Annotated in this window: 20 protein-coding genes, 6 tRNA genes and 1 riboswitch; of the genes, 10 read left to right on the top strand and 16 right to left on the bottom strand. The window is 66.9% G+C overall.

Annotation, left to right across the window (positions count from 1 at the left end):
* Positions 1 to 127 precede the first annotated feature (127 nt).
* The 7 genes from BWQ92_RS01680 to BWQ92_RS01650 all read right to left on the bottom strand — a co-directional run bounded on the left by BWQ92_RS01680 (position 128) and on the right by BWQ92_RS01650 (position 6,665).
* Positions 128 to 1,459: an HRDC domain-containing protein gene (locus tag BWQ92_RS01680; RefSeq protein WP_076797944.1), complete on the bottom strand. Its 1,332-nt coding sequence runs from the start codon at positions 1,457 to 1,459 to the stop codon at positions 128 to 130.
* Positions 1,460 to 1,487: 28 nt separating this feature from the next.
* Entirely contained in the window at positions 1,488 to 2,171 is a 684-nt protein-coding gene (locus BWQ92_RS01675) for a DUF3000 domain-containing protein (RefSeq protein ID WP_076803451.1), read from the bottom strand.
* Between the two features lie 68 nt (positions 2,172 to 2,239).
* Complete coding sequence (locus tag BWQ92_RS01670; protein WP_076797943.1) at positions 2,240 to 3,352, bottom strand: threonine aldolase family protein; 1,113 nt, start codon at positions 3,350 to 3,352, stop codon at positions 2,240 to 2,242.
* 21 nt (positions 3,353 to 3,373) lie between these two features.
* Complete coding sequence (locus BWQ92_RS01665) at positions 3,374 to 4,153, bottom strand: SDR family oxidoreductase (protein WP_076797942.1); 780 nt, start codon at positions 4,151 to 4,153, stop codon at positions 3,374 to 3,376.
* Positions 4,150 to 5,553: a DUF6421 family protein gene (locus BWQ92_RS01660; RefSeq protein ID WP_076797941.1), complete on the bottom strand. Its 1,404-nt coding sequence runs from the start codon at positions 5,551 to 5,553 to the stop codon at positions 4,150 to 4,152. Before BWQ92_RS01660 ends, BWQ92_RS01665 begins: the two co-directional genes overlap by 4 nt.
* Positions 5,554 to 5,697: 144 nt before the next feature.
* A complete protein-coding gene (msrB, locus tag BWQ92_RS01655) occupies positions 5,698 to 6,159 on the bottom strand; it encodes a peptide-methionine (R)-S-oxide reductase MsrB (protein WP_076797940.1) in 462 nt (153 codons plus the stop codon).
* A 14-nt stretch (positions 6,160 to 6,173) separates the two neighbouring features.
* Positions 6,174 to 6,665 (bottom strand): hypothetical protein, encoded by a 492-nt coding sequence (locus BWQ92_RS01650; RefSeq protein WP_076797939.1) that lies wholly within the window; start codon positions 6,663 to 6,665, stop codon positions 6,174 to 6,176.
* Between the two features lie 117 nt (positions 6,666 to 6,782).
* Here BWQ92_RS01650 and BWQ92_RS01645 point away from each other — a divergent pair, with 117 nt between their 5' ends.
* Positions 6,783 to 8,069 (top strand): alpha/beta hydrolase family protein, encoded by a 1,287-nt coding sequence (locus BWQ92_RS01645; protein ID WP_076797938.1) that lies wholly within the window; start codon positions 6,783 to 6,785, stop codon positions 8,067 to 8,069.
* Between the two features lie 68 nt (positions 8,070 to 8,137).
* Here the strand turns inward: BWQ92_RS01645 and ybaK are convergent, their stop codons facing one another.
* From ybaK to BWQ92_RS01630, 3 genes are read right to left on the bottom strand one after another with little or no spacing between them, the layout of a single operon-like run.
* On the bottom strand, positions 8,138 to 8,632 hold the full coding sequence (gene ybaK / locus BWQ92_RS01640) for a Cys-tRNA(Pro) deacylase (RefSeq protein ID WP_076797937.1): 495 nt from the start codon (positions 8,630 to 8,632) through the stop codon (positions 8,138 to 8,140).
* A 14-nt stretch (positions 8,633 to 8,646) separates the two neighbouring features.
* Positions 8,647 to 9,105: a SufE family protein gene (locus BWQ92_RS01635; protein WP_172411831.1), complete on the bottom strand. Its 459-nt coding sequence runs from the start codon at positions 9,103 to 9,105 to the stop codon at positions 8,647 to 8,649.
* Between the two features lie 50 nt (positions 9,106 to 9,155).
* Positions 9,156 to 10,079, bottom strand: coding sequence for a sulfurtransferase (locus BWQ92_RS01630; protein WP_076797936.1), 924 nt, complete (start codon positions 10,077 to 10,079; stop codon positions 9,156 to 9,158).
* A gap of 219 nt (positions 10,080 to 10,298) precedes the next feature.
* Between BWQ92_RS01630 and zapE the strand changes: the two genes are divergently transcribed.
* Complete coding sequence (zapE, locus tag BWQ92_RS01625) at positions 10,299 to 11,336, top strand: cell division protein ZapE (RefSeq protein ID WP_076797935.1); 1,038 nt, start codon at positions 10,299 to 10,301, stop codon at positions 11,334 to 11,336.
* Positions 11,337 to 11,448: 112 nt separating this feature from the next.
* Here the strand turns inward: zapE and BWQ92_RS01620 are convergent, their stop codons facing one another.
* The 6 genes from BWQ92_RS01620 to BWQ92_RS01595 all read right to left on the bottom strand — a co-directional run bounded on the left by BWQ92_RS01620 (position 11,449) and on the right by BWQ92_RS01595 (position 12,393).
* Positions 11,449 to 11,685, bottom strand: coding sequence for an antitoxin (locus BWQ92_RS01620; RefSeq protein WP_076803449.1), 237 nt, complete (start codon positions 11,683 to 11,685; stop codon positions 11,449 to 11,451).
* A gap of 148 nt (positions 11,686 to 11,833) precedes the next feature.
* Positions 11,834 to 11,905 (bottom strand) — tRNA-Val (locus BWQ92_RS01615).
* 53 nt (positions 11,906 to 11,958) lie between these two features.
* Positions 11,959 to 12,031, bottom strand: a tRNA-Gly gene (locus BWQ92_RS01610).
* 58 nt (positions 12,032 to 12,089) lie between these two features.
* Positions 12,090 to 12,164, bottom strand: a tRNA-Val gene (locus BWQ92_RS01605).
* Positions 12,165 to 12,202: 38 nt separating this feature from the next.
* Positions 12,203 to 12,273 (bottom strand) — tRNA-Cys (locus BWQ92_RS01600).
* A 47-nt stretch (positions 12,274 to 12,320) separates the two neighbouring features.
* A tRNA-Gly gene (locus BWQ92_RS01595) sits at positions 12,321 to 12,393 on the bottom strand.
* 286 nt (positions 12,394 to 12,679) lie between these two features.
* Here BWQ92_RS01595 and BWQ92_RS01590 point away from each other — a divergent pair.
* The 8 genes from BWQ92_RS01590 to ribD all read left to right on the top strand — a co-directional run bounded on the left by BWQ92_RS01590 (position 12,680) and on the right by ribD (position 19,873).
* Positions 12,680 to 12,751: transfer RNA gene (locus BWQ92_RS01590), tRNA-Val, on the top strand.
* A gap of 116 nt (positions 12,752 to 12,867) precedes the next feature.
* Positions 12,868 to 13,713, top strand: coding sequence for a PD-(D/E)XK nuclease family protein (locus BWQ92_RS01585; protein WP_076797934.1), 846 nt, complete (start codon positions 12,868 to 12,870; stop codon positions 13,711 to 13,713).
* Positions 13,714 to 13,804: 91 nt separating this feature from the next.
* A complete protein-coding gene (def, locus tag BWQ92_RS01580; RefSeq protein WP_076797933.1) occupies positions 13,805 to 14,407 on the top strand; it encodes a peptide deformylase in 603 nt (200 codons plus the stop codon).
* Complete coding sequence (gene fmt, locus BWQ92_RS01575) at positions 14,404 to 15,324, top strand: methionyl-tRNA formyltransferase (RefSeq protein ID WP_076797932.1); 921 nt, start codon at positions 14,404 to 14,406, stop codon at positions 15,322 to 15,324. The genes def and fmt overlap by 4 nt, the downstream gene beginning before the upstream one ends.
* The gene (locus BWQ92_RS01570) at positions 15,321 to 16,940 is read left to right on the top strand and encodes an RsmB/NOP family class I SAM-dependent RNA methyltransferase (protein ID WP_076797931.1); all 1,620 of its coding nucleotides are present in this window, start codon (positions 15,321 to 15,323) and stop codon (positions 16,938 to 16,940) included. The genes fmt and BWQ92_RS01570 overlap by 4 nt, the downstream gene beginning before the upstream one ends.
* Positions 16,941 to 16,990: 50 nt before the next feature.
* On the top strand, positions 16,991 to 17,647 hold the full coding sequence (gene rpe / locus BWQ92_RS01565) for a ribulose-phosphate 3-epimerase (protein WP_076797930.1): 657 nt from the start codon (positions 16,991 to 16,993) through the stop codon (positions 17,645 to 17,647).
* 98 nt (positions 17,648 to 17,745) lie between these two features.
* Positions 17,746 to 17,895: riboswitch (FMN riboswitch) on the top strand.
* A 95-nt stretch (positions 17,896 to 17,990) separates the two neighbouring features.
* Positions 17,991 to 18,701, top strand: a complete 711-nt coding sequence (pnuC, locus tag BWQ92_RS01560; RefSeq protein WP_076797929.1) for a nicotinamide riboside transporter PnuC — start codon at positions 17,991 to 17,993, stop codon at positions 18,699 to 18,701.
* A 50-nt stretch (positions 18,702 to 18,751) separates the two neighbouring features.
* Positions 18,752 to 19,873 (top strand): bifunctional diaminohydroxyphosphoribosylaminopyrimidine deaminase/5-amino-6-(5-phosphoribosylamino)uracil reductase RibD, encoded by a 1,122-nt coding sequence (gene ribD, locus BWQ92_RS01555; protein WP_236783181.1) that lies wholly within the window; start codon positions 18,752 to 18,754, stop codon positions 19,871 to 19,873.
* Positions 19,874 to 19,875: the final 2 nt, after the last annotated feature.

Genomic DNA, 19,875 nt, shown 5'->3' with positions numbered 1-19,875 from the left:
TCTGGTCAGCACCTGCGTGCGACAACGGGGTCGTTCCGTCCGCAGCATTCATTTTGCCCCAGACTTCGGCTGGCATCCAGTGGCAGGACGGGCCGGGGCTGGCCGCGGCTTGCAACAGGAACCAACCCTAACCGGTCTGTTCCTTTGCCTCCCGGGCTTCCTTGGGGGGAAGGGGCTGGGGGTTGAGGAACGCCTTGGTGATCAGCGGCGCCACCAGCTCGATTTGCCACGGCCGCGCACCCAGCTGGCGCAGTTCCTCGGCAATGGCGGCTTCGCTGATATCCTCCGGCGGCCGCCACGCGACCCGGCGAAGATAGTCCGGGGTCAGCAGGTTTTCGAGCGGAAGCTTGAGCCGGTCCGCGCTTTCCTGCAGGAGCGGCCTGGCTGTTTGCAGCCTCTCGGCCGCTGGAAGGTCGCGGTCTGCCCATACCCGAGGGGGCGGCGGGGCGTTGGTGGGCAAGTGCAGCGGCGGGAGGTCTTCGAGTGCCCGGGCCGCAGCAATGCACCGCAGCCAGCGGGGAGCCTCCCGCTGGGCGGCCCTGCCGTGGAACCCCTTGGTGCCGAGCAGTTGCGGCACGGTGGTGGGCATCGCCTTGGCAGCGGCGACGAGGGCGGAATCGGGGATGAGCCGGCCCGGGGCAACATCGCGCTTTTGGGCCAGGGCGTCCCGTTCCAGCCACAGCTCCCGAACGGCGGCGAGCTGGCGGCGGTCCCTGATCTGGTGGAGTCCGGATGTCTTGCGCCAGGGGTCCACCCTCGGCGGTGCAAGCCCGGCAGACAGGATGGCGGCGAACTCCTGCTCGGCGAATTCCAGCTTTCCGTCAGCTTCCAGCAGCTCGATGAGTTCCTCGCGCAGTTCGGTCAGGACTTCGACGTCGAGGGCTGCGTACCTGAGCCACGGTTCCGGCAGGGGGCGGGTGGACCAGTCGGCCGCCGAATGCTCCTTGGCGAGTCCGAATCCGAGCAGCTGCTCGATAACAGCTGCCAGGCCCACGCGGGGAAGCCCGGCCAGGCGGGCTGCGAGTTCGGTGTCGAACAGCTTGTCCGGCCACATGCCCAGTTCCGAGAGGCAGGGCAAGTCCTGGCTGGCGGCGTGCAGGATCCATTCGACCCCGCGCAGGGAGTCATTGATGATCCGCAGGTCCTCAAACGGCTCGGGGTCGATCAGCCACGTGCCGGAACCTTCCCGGCGGATCTGGACGAGGAACGCGCGCTGCCCGTAGCGGAAGCCCGAGGCGCGTTCGGCGTCCACACCGGCAGGGCCCGTCCCTGCAGCGATGGCCGCGGCACAGCGTTCCAGCCCAGCCTGGGTTTCGATGACCAGCGGCACCCCGTCGCGGGGGGAATCAAGATCAATGACAACGGGGACCCGGCTATCAAAGCCTTCCACCGTTATATGGGGTGTTGTGTCAGCAGCCGGGGCGCCGGCTGTGGTGTTATCCGGTTTTTGAGGGGTCATGGTGTCCCCAGTTTACCGGCAGTACGCCCTAGCTGCGGCGCCGGCGGGGAAGCGCGGAGACGCCGTCGGGCAGCGGCGGGAGCCCGGCGAACGTGCACACCATGTCCGACCACGCCTCGAGGTGTGCCTGAACGTCGGCGGCTGCGGGCGTCCAGGAGGCGCGGAGTTCAATGTCTATCGAGGCGGGCCGGTCCGCCAGCGTTCCGAAGCTTTCGGAGAGCACGCGCGTGGCGGTCCCGCCGGCGGCGCGGTACGGGGCGTGGTGGGTTTCGAGGGCTTCGACGAGCCATGTCCACGCCACGGAGCCGAGCATTTCATCGTTGCCCATTTCGGCGTCGAGCTGTGCGCGGATGTAGGTGACGATCCGGAACTCGCCGTCCCACACCGCGGAGCCGTCGGGATCGTGCAGCAAGATGAAGCGGCCGGTGGCGAGTTCCTCGCCGTCGTTGTCATCGTCTCCAGCCGAGGCTCCGGCCGCGGTTCCGGCGGCCGCCGAACCCGACAGCGCCATGGCTGCGGGCCCGTGGACCGGCGTGCGGTCCCTGCCGCTGCTGGGAACGATGACCTCGGCGCCGAGGGCGACGGCAAATGGCGCCAGCCGCGCCGGCGCCGGGATCTCGTCGAGGCGCAGCTCGCTGCGGCAGCGTGCTTTGCGGAGCGTTCCCAGCGCATACAGAAAACTTGCGGGAACCTGGGCAAGTGCGTTCACAATCGCAGGGTATGCAATGGAAACCGCCAATTCCGGCAGGCTCGCCGCCTGCTCACCCAATCCTGCGCATGTTACTGCGCAGACGTTTGCGCGGACCCGTGCCGGGCAAGTTCCGCTTTGATGGCCGCAACGAAGGCATCGACGTCCTCCTCGCTGGTGTCGAAGGAGCACATCCAGCGGACCTCACCGGTCGCCTCATTCCAGTCATAGAAGCGAAAGGACTCCCGGAGCCTGTCCGCCACGCCGTGGGGCAGGACCGCAAAAACCCCGTTGGACTCGGTCTTCTGGGTGGGTTCCACGCCGTCGATTGCCTCCACCGCGGCTCGCAGCCTCGCGGCCATGGCGTTGGCGTGGGCGGCCGAGCGAAGCCACAGGTCACCGTCGAGCAAGGCGATGAACTGCGCCGACATAAACCGCATTTTGGAGGCCAGCTGCATGTTCATCTTGCGCAGGAACAGCAGCCCGTGGGCGGCCTCCGGGTTCAGCGCCACCACCACCTCGCCAAACAGCAGCCCGTTCTTGGTGCCGCCGAAGGACAGGATGTCCACACCGGCGTCGCGCGTGAACGCCCGCAGCGGAACGCCCAGGTGCGCCGCGGCGTTGGCCAGCCGCGCCCCGTCCATGTGCAGCTTCATGCCCCTGGCGTGGACGTGGTCGGCGATCGCCCGGACCTCGTCCACTGTGTAGCAGGTGCCCAGTTCGGTGGTCTGGGTGATGGAGACGGCCAGCGGCTGGGCGCGGTGTTCGTCGCCCCAGCCCCACGCTTCGCGGTCGATGAGTTCCGGCGTGAGTTTGCCGTCGGGGGTGTGCACCTGGAGCAGCTTCATGCCGCCCACGCGCTCCGGGGCACCGTTCTCGTCCATGTTGATGTGCGCCGTTGACGCGCACACCACCGCACCCCAGCGGGGGAGGAGGGACTGGAGGGACAGCACATTGGCGCCGGTGCCGTTGAACACCGGGAAGCATTCAATGCCCGGGCCGAAGTGTTCCTCCATCAGCTCCTGCAGGCGGGCCGTGTAGGCGTCTTCGCCGTAGGACACCTGGTGCCCCTCATTGGCAGCCGCCAGGGCGGCCAGCACCTCGGGGTGCACCCCCGAGTAGTTGTCCGAGGCAAATCCGCGCACGGACGCGTCGTGGAGCCTGGACATGGTGCCGCTGCCGGCAGTTTCAACCGTTGTTGTCATCTCTTTGGTCACGCTTTCAGTCTAGGTAGTTGCGGCATTCTGTGTATCTGCAGCGCCAGCCGGCACCGTGGCCAGCAGCAGCCGCTGCCCGTTCAGCTCCGCGGCAGGCTGGCTAAAAAGTCCGACGGCGGCAGCCGCCAGTTGCTCGACGTCGGTGTAGCCGGGGAACTTCCGCTCGGGCTGCATGCTGCGCATGCCCGCGTCCACCAGCGCCTTCACCACGAAGACGACGGCGGCGCTGCGCTGGCCCGTCTCGGATCGGGGGTCCCCGTTCCTAAACCCCTCGGCCATGGCCATGGTCCAGGCCTCCGCGGCGGCCTTGGCCGCCACGTAGCTGGCGACGCCGGCGGAGGGACTGTCCACCGACGTCGATGACACCATGGCAAACCGCCCGCAGGGCGAGGCGGCAAGGTCGTCGTAGAAAACCCGGGTCACGTTCCGCAGCGTCGTGAGGGCGCTGCGTTCCATGAAGTCCCAGTCCTCGTCCGTCTGGCCGGTGATGCCCTCCGCGCCGCGCCAGCCGCCCACGAGGTGGATGACGCCGTCGATCCTTCCCGACGTGCGGGCGAGCTCCTGGTGCAGCTGCCGCACGGCGGAGAGGTCGGCGAGGTCGCACACGAGCGGTGTAACGCCGCCCGCGGTTTTCGCGGCAGCTTCGATCCGCGCCTTGTCCGAACCCACCGTGAAGACGGCGAAGCCGGCCTGCAGCAGGGCGCGGGCGGCGGCGATCCCTGAAGGCCCGCTGCCGCCCGTGACCAGCACGCGCAGTGGACTGCCGGTGGCCGTGCTGCCGTCCGTCATGCCGCCGCCGCGGCGTCGCCTTCAGCCGGCATAACGGAATCGGAGGATCCGGTGATGCCTGCCGTGGATTCAATGACGGGGCGCATCTTCTTTTCCAGGGCCTCGTAGAACATGGACAGCGGGAACTCATCGTCCAGGACCTGGTCCGTGAGGCCACGCGGCGGCCCGTCCAGGGGAAGGGCGCCCGGCCCCTTGGCCCAGACCGAAGCCGGGTTCGGCGTGACGGTGCCCGAGATCAGCTCGTAGGCCGCCAGCCAGTGGGCGGTCTTGGGCCGGTCGATGGAACGCCAGTAAAGCTCCTCGATCCGGGCGCCCAGCTCCACGACGATGCCGGCGACGTGTTCCCAGTCGATGCTCAGCCGGCTGTCGGTCCAGTGGAGGACGCGGTGCTGGTGCAGCCACGCGAAGAGGAGCTGGCCGCCGAGCCCGTCGTAGTTGCGCACCCGGCTGCCGGTGATGGCGAACCGGAAGATACGGTCGAAAATGACGGCGTACTGCACGAGTTTGGCATGCCGCCGGGCTTCCGGATCCGCGGCTTCGTCCTTTTCGATCTTCACGGATTCCCGGAAGGCCGTCAGGTCGCACCGCAGCTCCTCGAGGGAGTACAGGAAGAAGGGCATCCGCTGCTTGATCATGAAGGGATCGAACGGCAGGTCCCCGCGCATATGCGTCCGGTCGTGGATCAGGTCCCACATGACGAACGTCTTTTCGGTGAGTTCCTGGTCCTCGAGAAGTTCTGCGGCGCCGGCCGGCAGCTCCAGGGAGGTGATGTCAGCGGCGGCACGCAGGACGCGGCGGAACCGTGCCGCTTCCCGGTCGGCGAAAATGGCACCCCATGTGAACCTGGGGGTCGCCCGGACGGCAACGGTCTCGGGGAACAGCACGGCGGAGTTGGTGTCGTACCCGGGGGTGAAATCAATGAACCGGATGGGCACGAACAGCCGGTTCGAGTAGTCACCTGCTTCCAGGCCGGCGATGAAGTCGGGCCAGACGACGTCGATGAGGACCGCCTCCACGAGCCGGCTGCTGCTGCCGTTCTGCGTGTACATGGGGAAGATCACCAGGTGCTGCAGTCCGTTCTCACGGTCTGCCTGCGGCTGGAACGCGAGGAGGGAGTCCAGGAAGTCCGGCACGCCGAACCCGTCCCCGGCCCAGCGGCCAAAGTCGCGGCACACCAGGTCCAGGTACAGGACGTCGTGGGGGAATGCCGGTGCCAGTGCTTCGATGGCCTCGACCATGGCTGTGACGTGGCCGCGCGCGGCCACATGGGTGGCCTGGTCAGGGATGGAACCGTCCTGCACCTGCAGGGTCCGCAGGGCAACGGCGGCGGCCTTAAGGCGCTGCCAGTCAGGGTCTTCTGCGGAGATTCGGACTGGTGCTGTGTGTACGGTTGCGGTCATCACTGGCCTCGCCTTCCTGGTCATCTGAGCTTGTACGGCGAGCGTAGCAAGCAGACAGCCCTGCTAATCGGTCATAGGCCTGAGCGTAAGAAACTGTAAGGCTCATGCCGCCGAAACAACCCCCAGGCGCAGCGCCGGGCAACCTCAGGCCTGCCGGCCCCCGGTGTCCGGAACCAGCTTCAGGGAGATGGAGTTGATGCAGTACCGCTGGTCGGTAGGAGTGCCGTAGCCCTCACCCTCGAAGACGTGGCCGAGGTGTGAGTCGCAGTTGGCGCACCGGACTTCGATGCGGTCCATGCCCAGGGTCCGGTCGTGGATGTAGCGCACCCGCCCCTCGGCCAGCGGCGCCCAGAACGACGGCCAGCCGCAGTGCGAATCGAACTTCTCCTTGCTGGTGAACAGCTCGGTCCCGCACGCCCGGCAGTTGTACACACCGGCGGTGTGGGTGTCCCAGTATTCGCCGGTGTACGGGCGTTCCGTGCCGGCCTGGCGCAGCACATGGTATTCCTCGGGGGTCAGTTCCCTGCGCCAGTCTTCGTCGGAGCGGCCGGCGGCAGGTGCTGCGCCGGCAGTGGTGGTGAGGTCGGAGTTCTCAGGAGTGCTCATAGTCGGACCAACGCTCAGGAGTCCCCGATAAATCCCGAGCCTGCATACAGGTGCAGTACCGGCAGGCCGAGCTTGTCCTGAGCCCGGTTGGCCCAGTCTGTATGGAACGTGTCTGCCACGGCGTGCGGCCTGGTGATGACCACTGCCTGGGCGGCTCCAAGCTCCTTGACCTTGGCCACGAGGCCGTTGACGGCCCCGCCGTCCACCACCTCGCCGGCAACGCCGCCGCCCAGGCCTTCCAAAGCGGTGACCGAGGTGGCGAGCGTGGCGTCGGCCGCGGCCCGTTCCTCGGCCGGATCCGGAGCGTGCGACGTCAGCTCCCGGAAGGCCTTGGCGATGTCCAGCATCGACAGGTTTTCGAGGAAGTCCACCAGCAGATGCCGTTCCGTGTTGGCCGGCACCAGAACCACCAGGGGCGCGTCACCTCCGTTCACCAGGCGCTCGATGTTTACGCGGTCGTCCGCACCCAGCGGCTCTTCTGTGAGAATGACGATTGGATCGCTCATGGCATCAGCCTAGTCCCGGCCGCCAGAGCATGCATGTATTTGTGCCCGCACGTATTTGGCCGGCCTGCATTGGCAGTGAATGTGCCGTATGGGGCCCGATCCGTCAAGATGGGTGGCATGGATTCTGCGCAGGCTGCTTTGACTGCCCCGGCTACTGGCCAGGGCAACGCCATGACCCTTCGGGCGAAGTGGACACTCGGGGGAATCATTGCCGGCGGCACGGCAGCCGCGCTGCTCGGTGCCGGATCGTCCGCCCTCGCCCTCTACTTCGCCCGCCGCGTCCTCACTCCCGCCCGGGTGCGGGCCGCGGACCAGGAGATTCTGGCGGTCATCAAAGAGGGCAGGGAACAGCAGGTCATCCTCGCGGCCACGCCGGAAACCACGCACGATGGAACCTACAGCCTTTTCTTTGACGGCGGAGCCGGCCACGCCCGGATCGGCAGGATCCTGTCCTACTCGCCGGCCGAGCGCACGGTGCTCCGCGAAGTCGAGGCCGTCTACAGCGGCAACCTGGAAGCCGCAGCGCGTGGCTGGTGGGGCGGCGCCACGTACCAGTTTCCCTCCGACGTCGGCCTGGCGTTCGAGGATGCCGGCATCGAGGTTGAGGGCGGAACTGCCCCGGCCTGGCTCATTCCGGGGGAGCCCGGGGCCGAAACCTGGGCCATCATGGTCCACGGGCGCGGCGCCACCCGGCAGGAGTGCCTCCGCGGAGCCCGCGTAGTTCACGAACTGGGACTGCCCAATCTCCTTGTCTCCTACCGGAATGACGGCCTGGCTCCGGCGGCATTCGATGGCCGGTACGGGCTGGGCTCCACTGAGTGGCGGGACGTGGACGCCGCCATCTCCTTTGCCCTCGCCCGCGGGGCCAAGGACGTGGTCCTGTTCGGCTGGTCGATGGGAGGGGCCATCTGCCTGCAGACCGCCGACCTGTCGGAGCACAGGCAGGTCATCCGGGCAATGGTCCTTGACGCGCCCGTCATCGACTGGGTGAACGTGCTGGCCCACCATGCTGAACTCAACCGGATTCCGTCCGCCGTTGGCCGTTACGGCCAGCTGATGATGGGGCACAAGGTGGGCCGCCGGCTCACCGGACTTGCGGCGCCCGTGGACCTGAAATCCATGGACTGGGTGTCGCGGGCCGTGGAACTCAGGACGCCGACCCTCATCGTCCACAGCGTGGACGACGAGTACGTTCCGTACCAGCCGTCGGCCCTCCTCGCCGAAAAGAACCCCGAAATGGTCACCTTCGAGCCGTTCGAGGGTGCGCGGCATGCCAAGGAGTGGAACGCGGATCCGGTCCGCTGGGAGGGGCTCGTCCGGGCGTGGCTGCAGCAGCAGCTGGCGCCGCGTGTTAATCCGGGGATGGGCGGCAGTCCGGATTCCGGCCCTGGTCAGCCCGCCTAGGACCCTGTGCCGACCTGGGAGCCTGTGCCCACCTAAGAGCCTGTGCCCAACTAAGAGCCTGTGCCCAACTAAGAGCCCGTACCGATTGGTGCCGTGACGGCTTTCGTGAGGCGCACGAGGTCCCGGGGGTCCAGCTCGATATCGAGGCCGCGCCGGCCGCCGGACACCAGGATGGTGTCCAACGCGAGGGCGCTTTCATCAATGACAGTGGGGGAGGGCTGCCGCTGGCCGAGCGGGGAGATTCCGCCCAGGACGTAGCCCGTCCGCCGCTCAGCCGCAGCGGGATCCGCCATGGCGGCCTTCTTGCTGCCCAGGGCGGCAGCGATGGCCTTCAGGTCAAGGCTTCCGCTGACGGGAACGACGCCGACGGCCAGCCGGCCGTCGATCTCCACCATGAGCGTCTTGAATACCCGCGCAGGATCGATCCCCAGGACCTCGGCCGCCTCCAGCCCGTAGCTGGCCGCGGCCGGATCGTGGCTGTACGGGTGCAGGTTAAAGGGAACGCCTGCCGCAGCCAGGACGGCTGTGGCAGGCGTTCCCTGCGACGTGTTCTTGCGCGCCATGCGGGTACGGACTCCTAGGCGTGGAGCCGGGCCGCGGCGGCCACCTTGCGCTTGATGCGCCCGAGCATCGCGGTCATGCCACGCATGCGCAGCGGCGTGATGGCGCGGGTCAGGCCGAGGAGTTCCGGCATGTCGTCGGGAACAGCCAGGATCTCCTCGGCGGTGAGGCCGTCCAGTCCTTCATGGAGCACCCCGGCGAAACCACGGGTGGTGGGGGCTTCCGGCGGCGCCTTGAAGAACAGGCGGTAGGCGGGGGAACCGCCGTCGTTCTTTTCCGTCTCAATGGTGAGGAAGAGAGGCGACTGGCATTCCACCACCTGTTCCAGCAGTTCCGGGTGGTCGTTCAGGCGCTCCGGCAGATCGGGCAGGCCGCGGGAAAACTCCAGCAGGAGCTGGAGCCGCTCGGGCTCGCTCAGTGCCTGGAAGTCGTCGACAATCTCCGCCAGCGCGGTAGGAAGTGCTTGAGTACTCATCACTTCCAGCTTACGCAGGTTGTCCATGTCCGCCGCTTTTTTACAAACACTTACCTCGCGGCAACTGCCGGAATGGAGCCGCGTTCGGAGCCCTTGGCGATCGGGACACGCACCGCGTTGCCCCATTCCGTCCAGGAGCCGTCGTAGTTGCGGACGGTTTCGAAGCCGAGGAGGAACTTCAGCGCGAACCAGGTGTGGCTGGAGCGTTCGCCGATGCGGCAGTAGGCCACGACATCGTCACCCTCGGTGAGCCCTGCCTCGCCGAGGTACAGCGCCTCCAGCTCGGCACGGCTGCGGTAGGTGCCGTCCTCTGCTGCTGCCCGGGCCCACGGAATGGACGCCGCTGTGGGAATGTGGCCGCCGCGCAGGGCGCCTTCCTCGGGGTAGGCGGGCATGTGGGTGCGCTGGCCGGTGTACTCCTCGGGGGAGCGGACGTCGATCAGCGGCTTGCCGAGGTGGGCCAGGACGTCTTCCTTGAAAGCGCGGATCGGGGCGTCGTTGCGCTCCACCACGGGGTAGTCCGCGACCTTGGGCGAAGGGACGTCGGTGGTCAGCGGGCGGCCTTCGGCGATCCACTTGTCGCGGCCGCCGTCGAGCAGCCGGACGTCCTCGTGGCCGAACAGGCTGAAGACCCACAGAGCGTAGGCGGCCCACCAGTTGGACTTGTCGCCATAGATGACCACGGTGGAGTCGCGGGAAATGCCCTTGGCTGCGGCCAGGGCAGCAAACGCCTCGCCCTCCACGTAGTCACGGGTCACTTCGTCGTTCAGGTCAGTGTGCCAGTCAATCTTGACCGCGCCGGGAATGTGGCCGGTTTCGTAGAGCAGGACGTCCTCATCGGACTCCACCACTACGAGTTTGCCGTCATTAAGGGCGCCGGCGTCGAGGGCCGCAGCCAGCCACTCGGTGGAAACAAGCCGCTCGGGGTGCGCGTAGGCGGCGAACTTCTGGTTCTGTTCAACGGGGTAGGACATACGTATGGCCTTTCACTGAAACGCTCTGGTCAGACCGGCCGGGGGACGGCGGGTCACTGCTCCAACACTAGCCACGGGCCGGTTTGAATGCTCCTGTGTGTTAACAGGGCGAAATGTGTGCTTGCTCACGGCACCGCCGGCAGTAGGCCGTTGCCCGCAGGGCGGGCGGCCGATGCCGGTATTCTTGCTTGGGACTAATCACCAGCAGAATGGACCACCTTGGTACAGATCGAAAAGCTCACCACCCGGACGCCGGCGGTGTCGGTTGATGAGCTCCTCAAAGGTTTCTACCCCTCGCCCAGGTTCGGGCAGGTGTCCTTTGCAAGCTACCGGCCGGATCCGAAGCAGCCGAGCCAGGCCGCGGCAGTGCACGCCCTGCAGGCCTTTGCCGGAAACGTTAGCAACGGGAGCGGCGGGGGGCTGTTCAAGAAGCTTTTTGGCAAGAAGGACGACAACCGCGCCGGGATTTATCTCGACGGCGGATTCGGCGTTGGAAAAACCCACCTGCTGGCTTCACTCTGGCATGCTGCCCCGGGCCCCAAGGCCTTTGGCACCTTCGTGGAATACACGAACCTGGTGGGCGCCCTGTCCTTCCGGAAAACCGTTGACGCACTGAGCTCCTACAAGCTCGTCTGCATTGATGAGTTTGAACTGGACGATCCGGGCGACACGGTCCTGATGTCCCGCCTCATGCGGGAACTGGCCGACGCCGGCGTGAAGCTCGCGGCCACCTCCAACACCCTGCCCGGTTCGCTGGGCGACGGCCGCTTTGCGGCCGTGGACTTCCAGCGTGAGATCCAGGTCCTGGCAGACCAGTTCGACGTCATCCGGATCGACGGCGAGGACTTCCGCCACCGCGGCCTGCCGGCAGCACCCGCCCCGCTGCGCAACAGCGAACTCCACGCCCACATGAAGGCGGAGTTTGACGGCAAGACCGTGGCCGAAGATGACTTCGGCAGCCTCATCTCCCATCTCGCCGGCGTCCACCCGAGCCGCTACCGCAAGCTGATTGACGGTGTGGACGGGGTTGTCTGGCGGGACGTGGAAACCATTACCGAGCAGGCTGTTGCGCTGAGGTTCGTGGTGCTGGCGGACCGGCTCTATGACAAGGATGTCCCGATTCTGGCCAGCGGTGTTCCCTTCGACAAGCTGTTCACCGAGGACATGATGACCGGGGGCTACATGAAGAAGTACTTCAGGGCCGTTTCCCGCCTTACCGCGCTAGCCCGTGAAGGCCAGAACCATGAGCCTTCCTAGAGCACGGTAGAAAAGCCGCCTTCTTACGGAGACGCGAAAGGTGCCGGCGCCGCCTCTCGGCGGGACCGGCACCTTTTTGACGTTTAGGGGCGAAGCCCGGGAAAGTCCTTGGCTACGGTGCCTTCCCAGCCGGCGGAACGTGGTCCACCGGTCCCTGGGTTGGCCTCTCATTGGCTTTGTCAACGAGAGTGGAAGCGCCAGTCTGGACCTTATTCACGTGGCTGGTGTATTTGCCGCCCGTCTTGGAGTCGACAAAATCACCTGCCTTGGTGATGCCGTCCTTGATGGCCTGCTCGTTGCCGCGGATCAGACCCTGAGCCTTGCCCTTCAGATCGTCAAGTAAACCCACGAGCACCTCCCTTCAATCGCGGAGCCAGGTCGCTCCTCCGCATTCGATCCTAGCCCCGAAGGAGGTGCATGCCAAGGCGTTCTTGACAAAACTTGTCAAACCGCATGAGGGCAAGAAAAAAGCAGCTCCGGGGAGCTGCTTTGTTTCGTGGGCGATACTGGGATCGAACCAGTGACCTCTTCCGTGTCAGGGAAGCGCGCTACCGCTGCGCCAATCGCCCGGAGCCGGTATGGACCGGCGGTATCCTGGGTTCGGATCCCTAGGGATCAAGAGAGCGGACGACGAGATTCGAACTCGCGACATCCACCTTGGCAAGGTGGTGCTCTACCAGCTGAGCTACGTCCGCATTTTTTGAAGTTCTGCCCGGGGGCGGAACATTCAACTACAAGCAAGTGTCCTTGCTCTGGTGGGCGATACTGGGATCGAACCAGTGACCTCTTCCGTGTCAGGGAAGCGCGCTACCGCTGCGCCAATCGCCCATTGCATCCGGAAATACCGGAAACCATGGCTTTCACCGAGGTGGGTACGGGATTCGAACCCGTGTATACGGCTTTGCAGGCCGCTGCCTCGCCTCTCGGCCAACCCACCGTGTAGGCGTTGATTCCTTGGAATCAGTGCCATGACAGTGTCCTGCGAGCGGACGACGAGATTCGAACTCGCGACATCCACCTTGGCAAGGTGGTGCTCTACCAGCTGAGCTACGTCCGCATTTCGGAGCAGCGATTCCTTGCCTCATTGGCAGTTCGTCGCGTTCCAACGAGTAAGAACTCTACAGGGAGGTTCCGGGAAACTCCAAATCGAGTGTCAGCGGCGTGGCTGGTGCAGCCCTGCTTCCTTGAATTCTAGGCAAATTTTCGAATTACAGGGGTGTAGTTTGGGGGTCCTGGTGGCCCTCTTTTGGCCGTGGCTAGTGGGATCTGGCTGTGTGGTGTGCAGCACTTCAGTGGCCGATTTCCGTTAACCGGCAAACGTCCGCTAGCATTCAAATGCATCGGGGCGATTGGCGCAGTGGTAGCGCGCTTCGTTCACACCGAAGAGGTCACTGGTTCGAACCCAGTATCGCCCACCGATGGAAAGTCCGTTCCGCCCAGGAAAAAGAACTGGGAGGGGCGGGCTTTTCTGTTTCCATGCCTAAGAATCTGTTGCCGCATCACTGTCAGACCCCTGTGAAAGAGTCTCACCATGACCGCTCCACTCCTCGCCCACGCCACGGAATATGGCCGCATGTACGCCCGCTCCACCACGGAACAGTTCACAGTTCCCTCCATCACCACTGTCATCGGGCAGCAGGCCCACGGCCTGGACGGCTGGTTCGGCTACATGGGTGCCAGCAGCCTGGCTAAGGATCCCTCACTTCCGGAGATCCTCGGCAGCCCGGCAAGGGTGCGGCAGGCGGTGAGCCGTGCAGCAAAGGCAGCCGAAACCTACCGGGACGAGGCAGCGCAGCGGGGGGACCGGGTGCACTACTACTGCGAACAGGTGGCGCTGCGCGCCCTCGGCAGGCCGCACCAGATGAAGGAAGCGCGGGAGGCGCTTGCCTCCCGCGGTGAGGAAGCCTTCGCTGCCCGCTTCGATGAGTGGTGGGAACTGTTCCGGGTGGAACCGGTCGCCCCGGAGATCACTGTGTGGAACAAGACTGTCGGATATGCGGGAACGCTGGACCTGGTCGCGAAAATCAACGGACGCACCTGCCTCATCGACTACAAGACCAAGGGGACCACCCGTGATGGCCAGGTCAAGGCCCTGGATGACAAAGTGGTCATGCAGCTTGTTGCGGGCATGAAGGCCGAGGAGAGCCTCGTGGATCCCGTGGCGGGGGAGTGGGAACCGTGGCAGCACGGCGACTCCCCGGTGCTGCTCGCCGTCGCCATCGGTGAAACCGAGGTGCGGCCTGTCCGCGCAAATCCGGAGGTCCTCAAACACCACTGGTGGAAGTTCTGTGCCCTGCGCCGCGTGTGGGAAATGTCCGCTGACACCCTGAGCGCCGGCCCCGCGCTGCTGCCGCTGGCGCCGCCGGTGTACTCCTAGCATCTGCGCCGGTGGGCGCTCAGCAACTAAAGGCGCAGCAACTAAACTGGACTGGATCCCGTTACCCGTCACCGTGAGGAAATGACTGCACATGGCAATTCTGAATATCCGTATCATCGGCGATCCCGTGCTCCGCACGGTTGCCGACCCTGTCACGGATTTCGGGCCGGAGCTGGCCAGGCTCGTTGCCGACATGACCGAAACGATGGAGGATGTGGAAGGTGCCGGCCTGGCCGCGCCCCAGATCGGAGTCAGCCTCCGGGTCTTCACCTACCGGATCGGCGGCGTCGAAGGCCACATCATCAACCCCGTGCTGGAGAACAGCGAGGACTTCCAGCCGGACGAGGTGGAGGGGTGCCTCTCCATCCCCGGCCTGGGCTTCCCCGTCCGCCGCTTCCGCGCCACCCGGGCCACCGGCGTCGATGTGAACGGCAACCCGGTCTCCGTGGAAGCGGAGGGAATGCTTGCCCGCTGCTTTCAGCACGAAACCGACCACCTGGACGGCATCCTCTTCACGGACCGGCTGGAGGGTGAGGACCGCAAGGCCGCCCTGCGCTCCATCCGCAACGCCAACTACGACTCCATCACCGAAAAGACCACCGCCAAACGCGCCAAGACCGTCGGTTCCAGCTTCGGCGGCGGCAGCTTCGGGGCGCCAACGTCCGGGTCCGGCAGCTTCGGCGCTGCCGGATGAGGGTCCTCTTCGCCGGAACACCGTCCGTCGCCGTGCCGTCGCTGGATGCGCTGGTGGCCGCCGGCTTCGAGATTGTCGCAGTGCTGACCCGGCCGGATGCGCCGGTGGGCCGCAAGCGCGTCCTGACGCCGTCGCCAGTCGCCGCCCGGGCCGCCGAGCTCGGCATCGACATCATCCACGCCTCCCGGGTGGACGCTGCCGTCACCGAACGGATTGCCGAAGCCCGTCCCGACGTGGCAGCCATCGTCGCCTACGGCGGGCTTGTCCCGAAGGCAGCCCTGGACATTCCCCGGCACGGCTGGATCAACCTGCACTTCTCGCTGCTGCCGGCCTGGCGCGGCGCGGCTCCTGTCCAGCGGGCCGTCATCGCCGGCGACGACATCACCGGTGCCGTGACGTTCCAGCTCGAGGAAGGGCTCGACACGGGACCTGTCATCGGCACGCTGACCGAGGCCGTCGGCGCGGAGGACACCTCCGGAGCACTGCTTGAGCGGCTGTCCCACAGCGGAGCCGTCCTGCTCGCCCAGACACTGTCCGCCGTCGGGTCCGGCGCGGCATCGCCCCGCCCGCAGCAGGGGGAAGTGACCCTGGCACCGAAGCTGACCCTCGACGACGGCCGCATCGACTGGTCGGAACCGGCCCTGTCCGTGGGCCGGCGGGCACGCGGAGTGACACCCGAACCGGGAGCCTGGACTACCCTTGACGGCCAGCGGCTGAAGCTCGAGCCGGTGCGGCTCCGTCCAGACGTCATCGGCGTTCCGCCCGGCCAGGTGGCCTTGGCCGGCAAGGACGTGCTGGTGGGTACCGGCTCACATGCCGTCGAACTCACCAAAGTGCAGCCTGCCGGTAAGAAAATGATGGCCGCAGCCGACTGGGCCCGCGGCCAGGCTTCCCTTGAAAGCGTGGTATTCCAATGAGCGACTCCGGCAAAAGCGGATCCGGGCAAGGCGGCTCCAGCCGCGGTTCGGGTGCCGGCGGTGCAGGCCAGCGCCGCGGCGGGGGAGGGCCCAGCCGGCGCAACGCGCAGGGCAGGGAGCGGAACCGCGGCCCCCGGCGCAGCTTCACAGAAAATGCCCCCTCGCAGCGCACCCGCAGGGCCGATCCTGCCCGGCTGGTTGCGTTTGAGGTGCTGCGCGCGGTCGCGGGAGAGGACGCCTACGCCAACCTCGTCCTGCCGGCGCGGATCCGCCAGCACGGCCTCGACCGGCGGGACGCCGGGTTCGCCACCGAACTCAGCTATGGCGCACTCCGAAGCCAGGGCACCTACGACGCAATCCTGGCCCGCTGCGTGGACCGGCCCCTGGAAAAGCTGGATCCGGCCGTCCTGGATGCGCTGCGCCTCGGCGTCCATCAGCTGCTCGCCATGCGCGTACCCGCCCACGCTGCGCTGGACCAGACCGTCGGCCTGGCCAGGGCAGTCATCGGTGCCGGCCCGTCTGCCCTGATCAATGCCGTCCTCCGGAAGGTGGCGGCCCGCGGCCTGGATGAATGGCTGGCCGAGCTGGTCGCCGGCGAGCAGGACGAGAACAAGGTTGCCGCCATCCGGTACGCCCATCCGGAGTGGATTGTCCGCGCCCTGCGCCAGTCCCTGGTGGCCCACGGTCGCCCGGTCAGTGAAATCACCGAGCTGCTGGAGGCGGACAACGCCGCTCCGGTGGTGAATCTGGTGGCCCTTCCCGGGCTGGGAAGCCTGGACGAGGCACTGGAGAGTGGCGCAGTTCCCGGCGAGCTGGTGGAAGGATCCGCCCTCTCCAGCGGCGGTGACCTCGGCAGGCTGGAGTCGGTCCGCTCCGGCACCACGCGCGTGCAGGACGTCGGGTCGCAGCTGGTGGCCCGGGCCCTCGCTGCGGCCACCCTCGAGGCGGCAGATTTCGAGGCGGCAGATTTCGAAGCAGCAGATGCCGCTCGTCCCGGAGCAGGTAACAACCCGGCCGGCGAGGCCTGGCTTGACCTGTGCGCCGGGCCCGGCGGCAAGGCTGCCCTGCTGGGCGCGCTGGCGAATGAACGCGGGGCCACGCTCCTGGCCAACGAGCCCGCGCCGCACCGGGCCAAGCTCGTCAGCCAGGCACTGTCCGCTGTGCCGTCGGATGTCTGGAGCGTCAGGACCGGGGACGGCCGCGAGGTCGGGTCGGAACAGCCCGCCGCCTTTGACCGCGTACTGGTGGACGTGCCGTGCAGCGGGCTCGGAGCCCTGCGCCGCCGGCCTGAATCGCGCTGGCGCCGCTCTCCGAAGGACCTGGCCGACCTGGGGCCGCTGCAGCGTGAACTGCTAAATTCCGCGCTGGCGGCCGTCCGGCCGGGGGGCGTCGTGGCATACGTGACCTGCTCGCCGCACCCGGCCGAAACCACCGCGGTGGTCAGCGATGCCCTGCGCAAACGCGAGGACCTGGAACTGCTGGACGCAGGCAGCGTGCTGGACGCCGTCAGCCTGGGCGGCGGACTGGAGGCCGGGCATGAGAAGACCGCTCAGCTGTGGCCGCATGTCCACAGCACGGATGCCATGTTCCTCGCCCTCATCCGCCGCAAGCGCTGACTCCGCGCCGAATCACACAACCCGACTCCTGTCCCGCGAAAGGACCCCGCATGACGCAGTGCTGCATCAACCCCAGCATCCTCTCCGCCGACTTCGTGAACCTCGAAGCCGAGCTGCAGAAAATCAGCAACGCTGATTCCGTGCATGTGGATGTGATGGACAACCACTTCGTCCCCAACCTCACCTTGGGACTTCCCGTGGTCCAGCGGATCCAGGCGGTCAGCCCGGTGCCGCTGGACGCCCACCTCATGATTTCCGACGCCGACCGCTGGGCGCCCGGTTACGCGGACGCCGGCGTCGCTTCCGTCACGTTCCACGCTGAGGCGTCGATCGCACCGGTGAAGCTGGCACGGGAGCTGCGTTCCCGGGGTTCGAAGGCCGGGATGGCGCTGCGGCCCGCCACCGCGGTGGAGCCCTACCTGGACATGCTCTCGGAGCTGGACATGCTGCTGATCATGACAGTGGAGCCCGGCTTCGGCGGCCAGGCGTTCCTTGACCTCGCGCTGCCCAAGATCCGCCGCGCCCGCGCCGCCATCGAGGGATCGGGCGTGAACGTCGCGCTCCAGGTTGACGGCGGCATCACGGAGGAAACCATTGTCCGTGCAGCGGAAGCCGGCGCGAATGTCTTCGTCGCCGGGTCCGCGGTCTACGGGGCAGCGGATCCGTCCGAAGCCATCGACCGGCTGCGCAAGGCCGCCAGCGTCTAGCCTGAGCCATCCAGCAGGCCTCCATGACGGCCGCATGACGTTCTTGCAGCGGGAATAGCCAAGGCACCCGCCAAGTTGTGTCAGAATAGCAACACACAATACGTGCTCCGGGGTCGGTGTAAGTCCGAACCGGCGGTGACAGTCCGCGACCCGCGAGCCGGTGTTTCCTCTTCGGAAAGCCCGGCGGACGGTTGAACCGGTGAAATTCCGGTACCGACAGTTAAAGTCTGGATGAGAGAAGCACGTACAGCTGTACTTGTGGCGTTCCAGTTCGCCGCTGCGTTTCGCTGTCGTATACCCCCGGAGCCGTCAGGGCTCTTGAGGGAAGGAACGACACAAGCGCATGGATATCCTGCGTTGGCTCTTCGAGGCACAGATTCCGGTGGGCGGATCTGTGCTGATTCTGCGCGAAGTGCTGGGAAACATCTTCGGCCTGGCCAGTGCGCTCGGCGGCATGCGGCGCAAGGTCTGGGCCTGGCCGGTGGGCATCGCCGGCAACCTCCTGCTCCTGACTGTATTCGTCGGCAATGTCTTCGGTTCCGCCACGCCTGCCACCCTGTGGGGCCAGGCCGGACGGCAAGTCATGTTCATCATCGTGGCCGTCTACGGCTGGCAGCGCTGGCAGCAGAGCCGCCGCGCGGCGGGGACCTCGACGGCGATTGCCCCCGCCTGGGCCAGCACCAGAACCCGGGTTGCGCTGGTGCTGGCGCTGGCGGCCGGAACCGCCGCCCTCACCCCGCTCTTCGACTCCCTCGGCTCCTACCCGCCCGTGTGGGCCGACGCCTGGACTTTCACCGGATCGCTGCTGGCCACCTACGGCATGGCCCGTGGGTGGACCGAGTTCTGGCTGATCTGGGTTGCCGTGGACATCGTGGGTGTCCCGCTGCTCTTCAGCGCCGGCTACTACGCCAGCGCCTTCATGTACCTGTTCTACGGCTTCTTCACTCTGGCCGGCTTTATCGTCTGGTGGCGGGCCTCCCGCACCCAGGCCCGGACGGCCGCCTCCGCCGTCAAGATCGAGACCGCCTTCCCGGACCCGGCGGTGTCCAAGTGACCGCCGCCCAGACGCCGGTAACGGCCTTCACTGCCGCCGAAACCGCCGCCATGGAAACCGCCCTGGAAGCCGCCCTGCAGGGTCCCCGGGGCGCCAACCCGCTGGTGGGCGCCGTCGTCATTGGACCTGACGGCCGCCAGCTGGTGACTGGGTACCACCGCGGTGCCGGCACCGCGCATGCCGAAGCCGACGCGATAGCGGCGGCGATCAGCACCGGCGTCGACCTTTCCGGGTCCACCATGGTGGTGACCCTGGAGCCGTGCAACCATGTGGGCCGCACGGGCCCCTGCGCCCAGGCCATCATCGACGCCGGGATAGCGAACGTTGTGTACGCCGTCGACGATCCGCATGACCCCGCTGCCGGCGGAGCCGCCACACTGCGGGCCGCGGGGGTCAGCGTGCGCAGCGGACTCGCCGCCGAACGGGCGCTGGAGCTGAACCGCCGCTGGTTCCAAGCCGTCGGCGACAAGCGTCCCTTCGTCACCCTGCACATCGCCCAGACGCTCGACAGCCGCATCGCGGCCGAGGACGGAACCAGCCAGTGGATTTCCAGCCCGGAGTCCCTGGCCGACAACCACGGCCTCCGGAACCTGATCGACGCCATCCTCGTTGGTACCCAGACCGTGCTGGTGGACAACCCCCGCCTGACAGCCCGGGACGCCAACGGCGACGCCACAGGGAAGCAGCCGCTGCGCGCGGTCATGGGACTGCGCGACGTGCCGGAAGACGCGGCCGTCCGCGGCGATGACGGCAAGGTCCTGCACCTGCCCACCCGTGACCCGCGGGAGGCGCTCGACCTGCTGTTCGCCGCCGGCACCCGGCACGTCATGGTGGAGGGGGGCTCAAGGATCCTCAGCGCTTTCCTGGCCGAGGGCCTTGTGGACGAGCTGATCGTCTACCTGGCCCCCACGCTGCTGGGCTCCGGAACGCCGGCTTTGAACGGCCTCGGCATCGGAACCCTGGAGGACGCCCAGCGGTGGGACTGGGACCGGGCCTCCGGCGGCGCGGTCCAGTTCCTCGGCAGGGACCTCCGCCTGCACCTGCTCCCGGAGGAAGCCACGGTGCCTCAAACCCAAGACCCGCCCCCGGCGGCACACGCCGCAGGGGTGCAAGCTACGTCAACCGATTCACTACCTGCCCGCACAGCAGCGGGCACAGCCATGGGAGGCTAACT

Source organism: Arthrobacter sp. QXT-31, assembly GCF_001969265.1.
Taxonomy (GTDB): domain Bacteria; phylum Actinomycetota; class Actinomycetes; order Actinomycetales; family Micrococcaceae; genus Arthrobacter.
The sequence above is the reverse complement of the archived record's forward strand: the minus strand, read 5'-3'. Positions and strand labels throughout refer to the sequence as shown.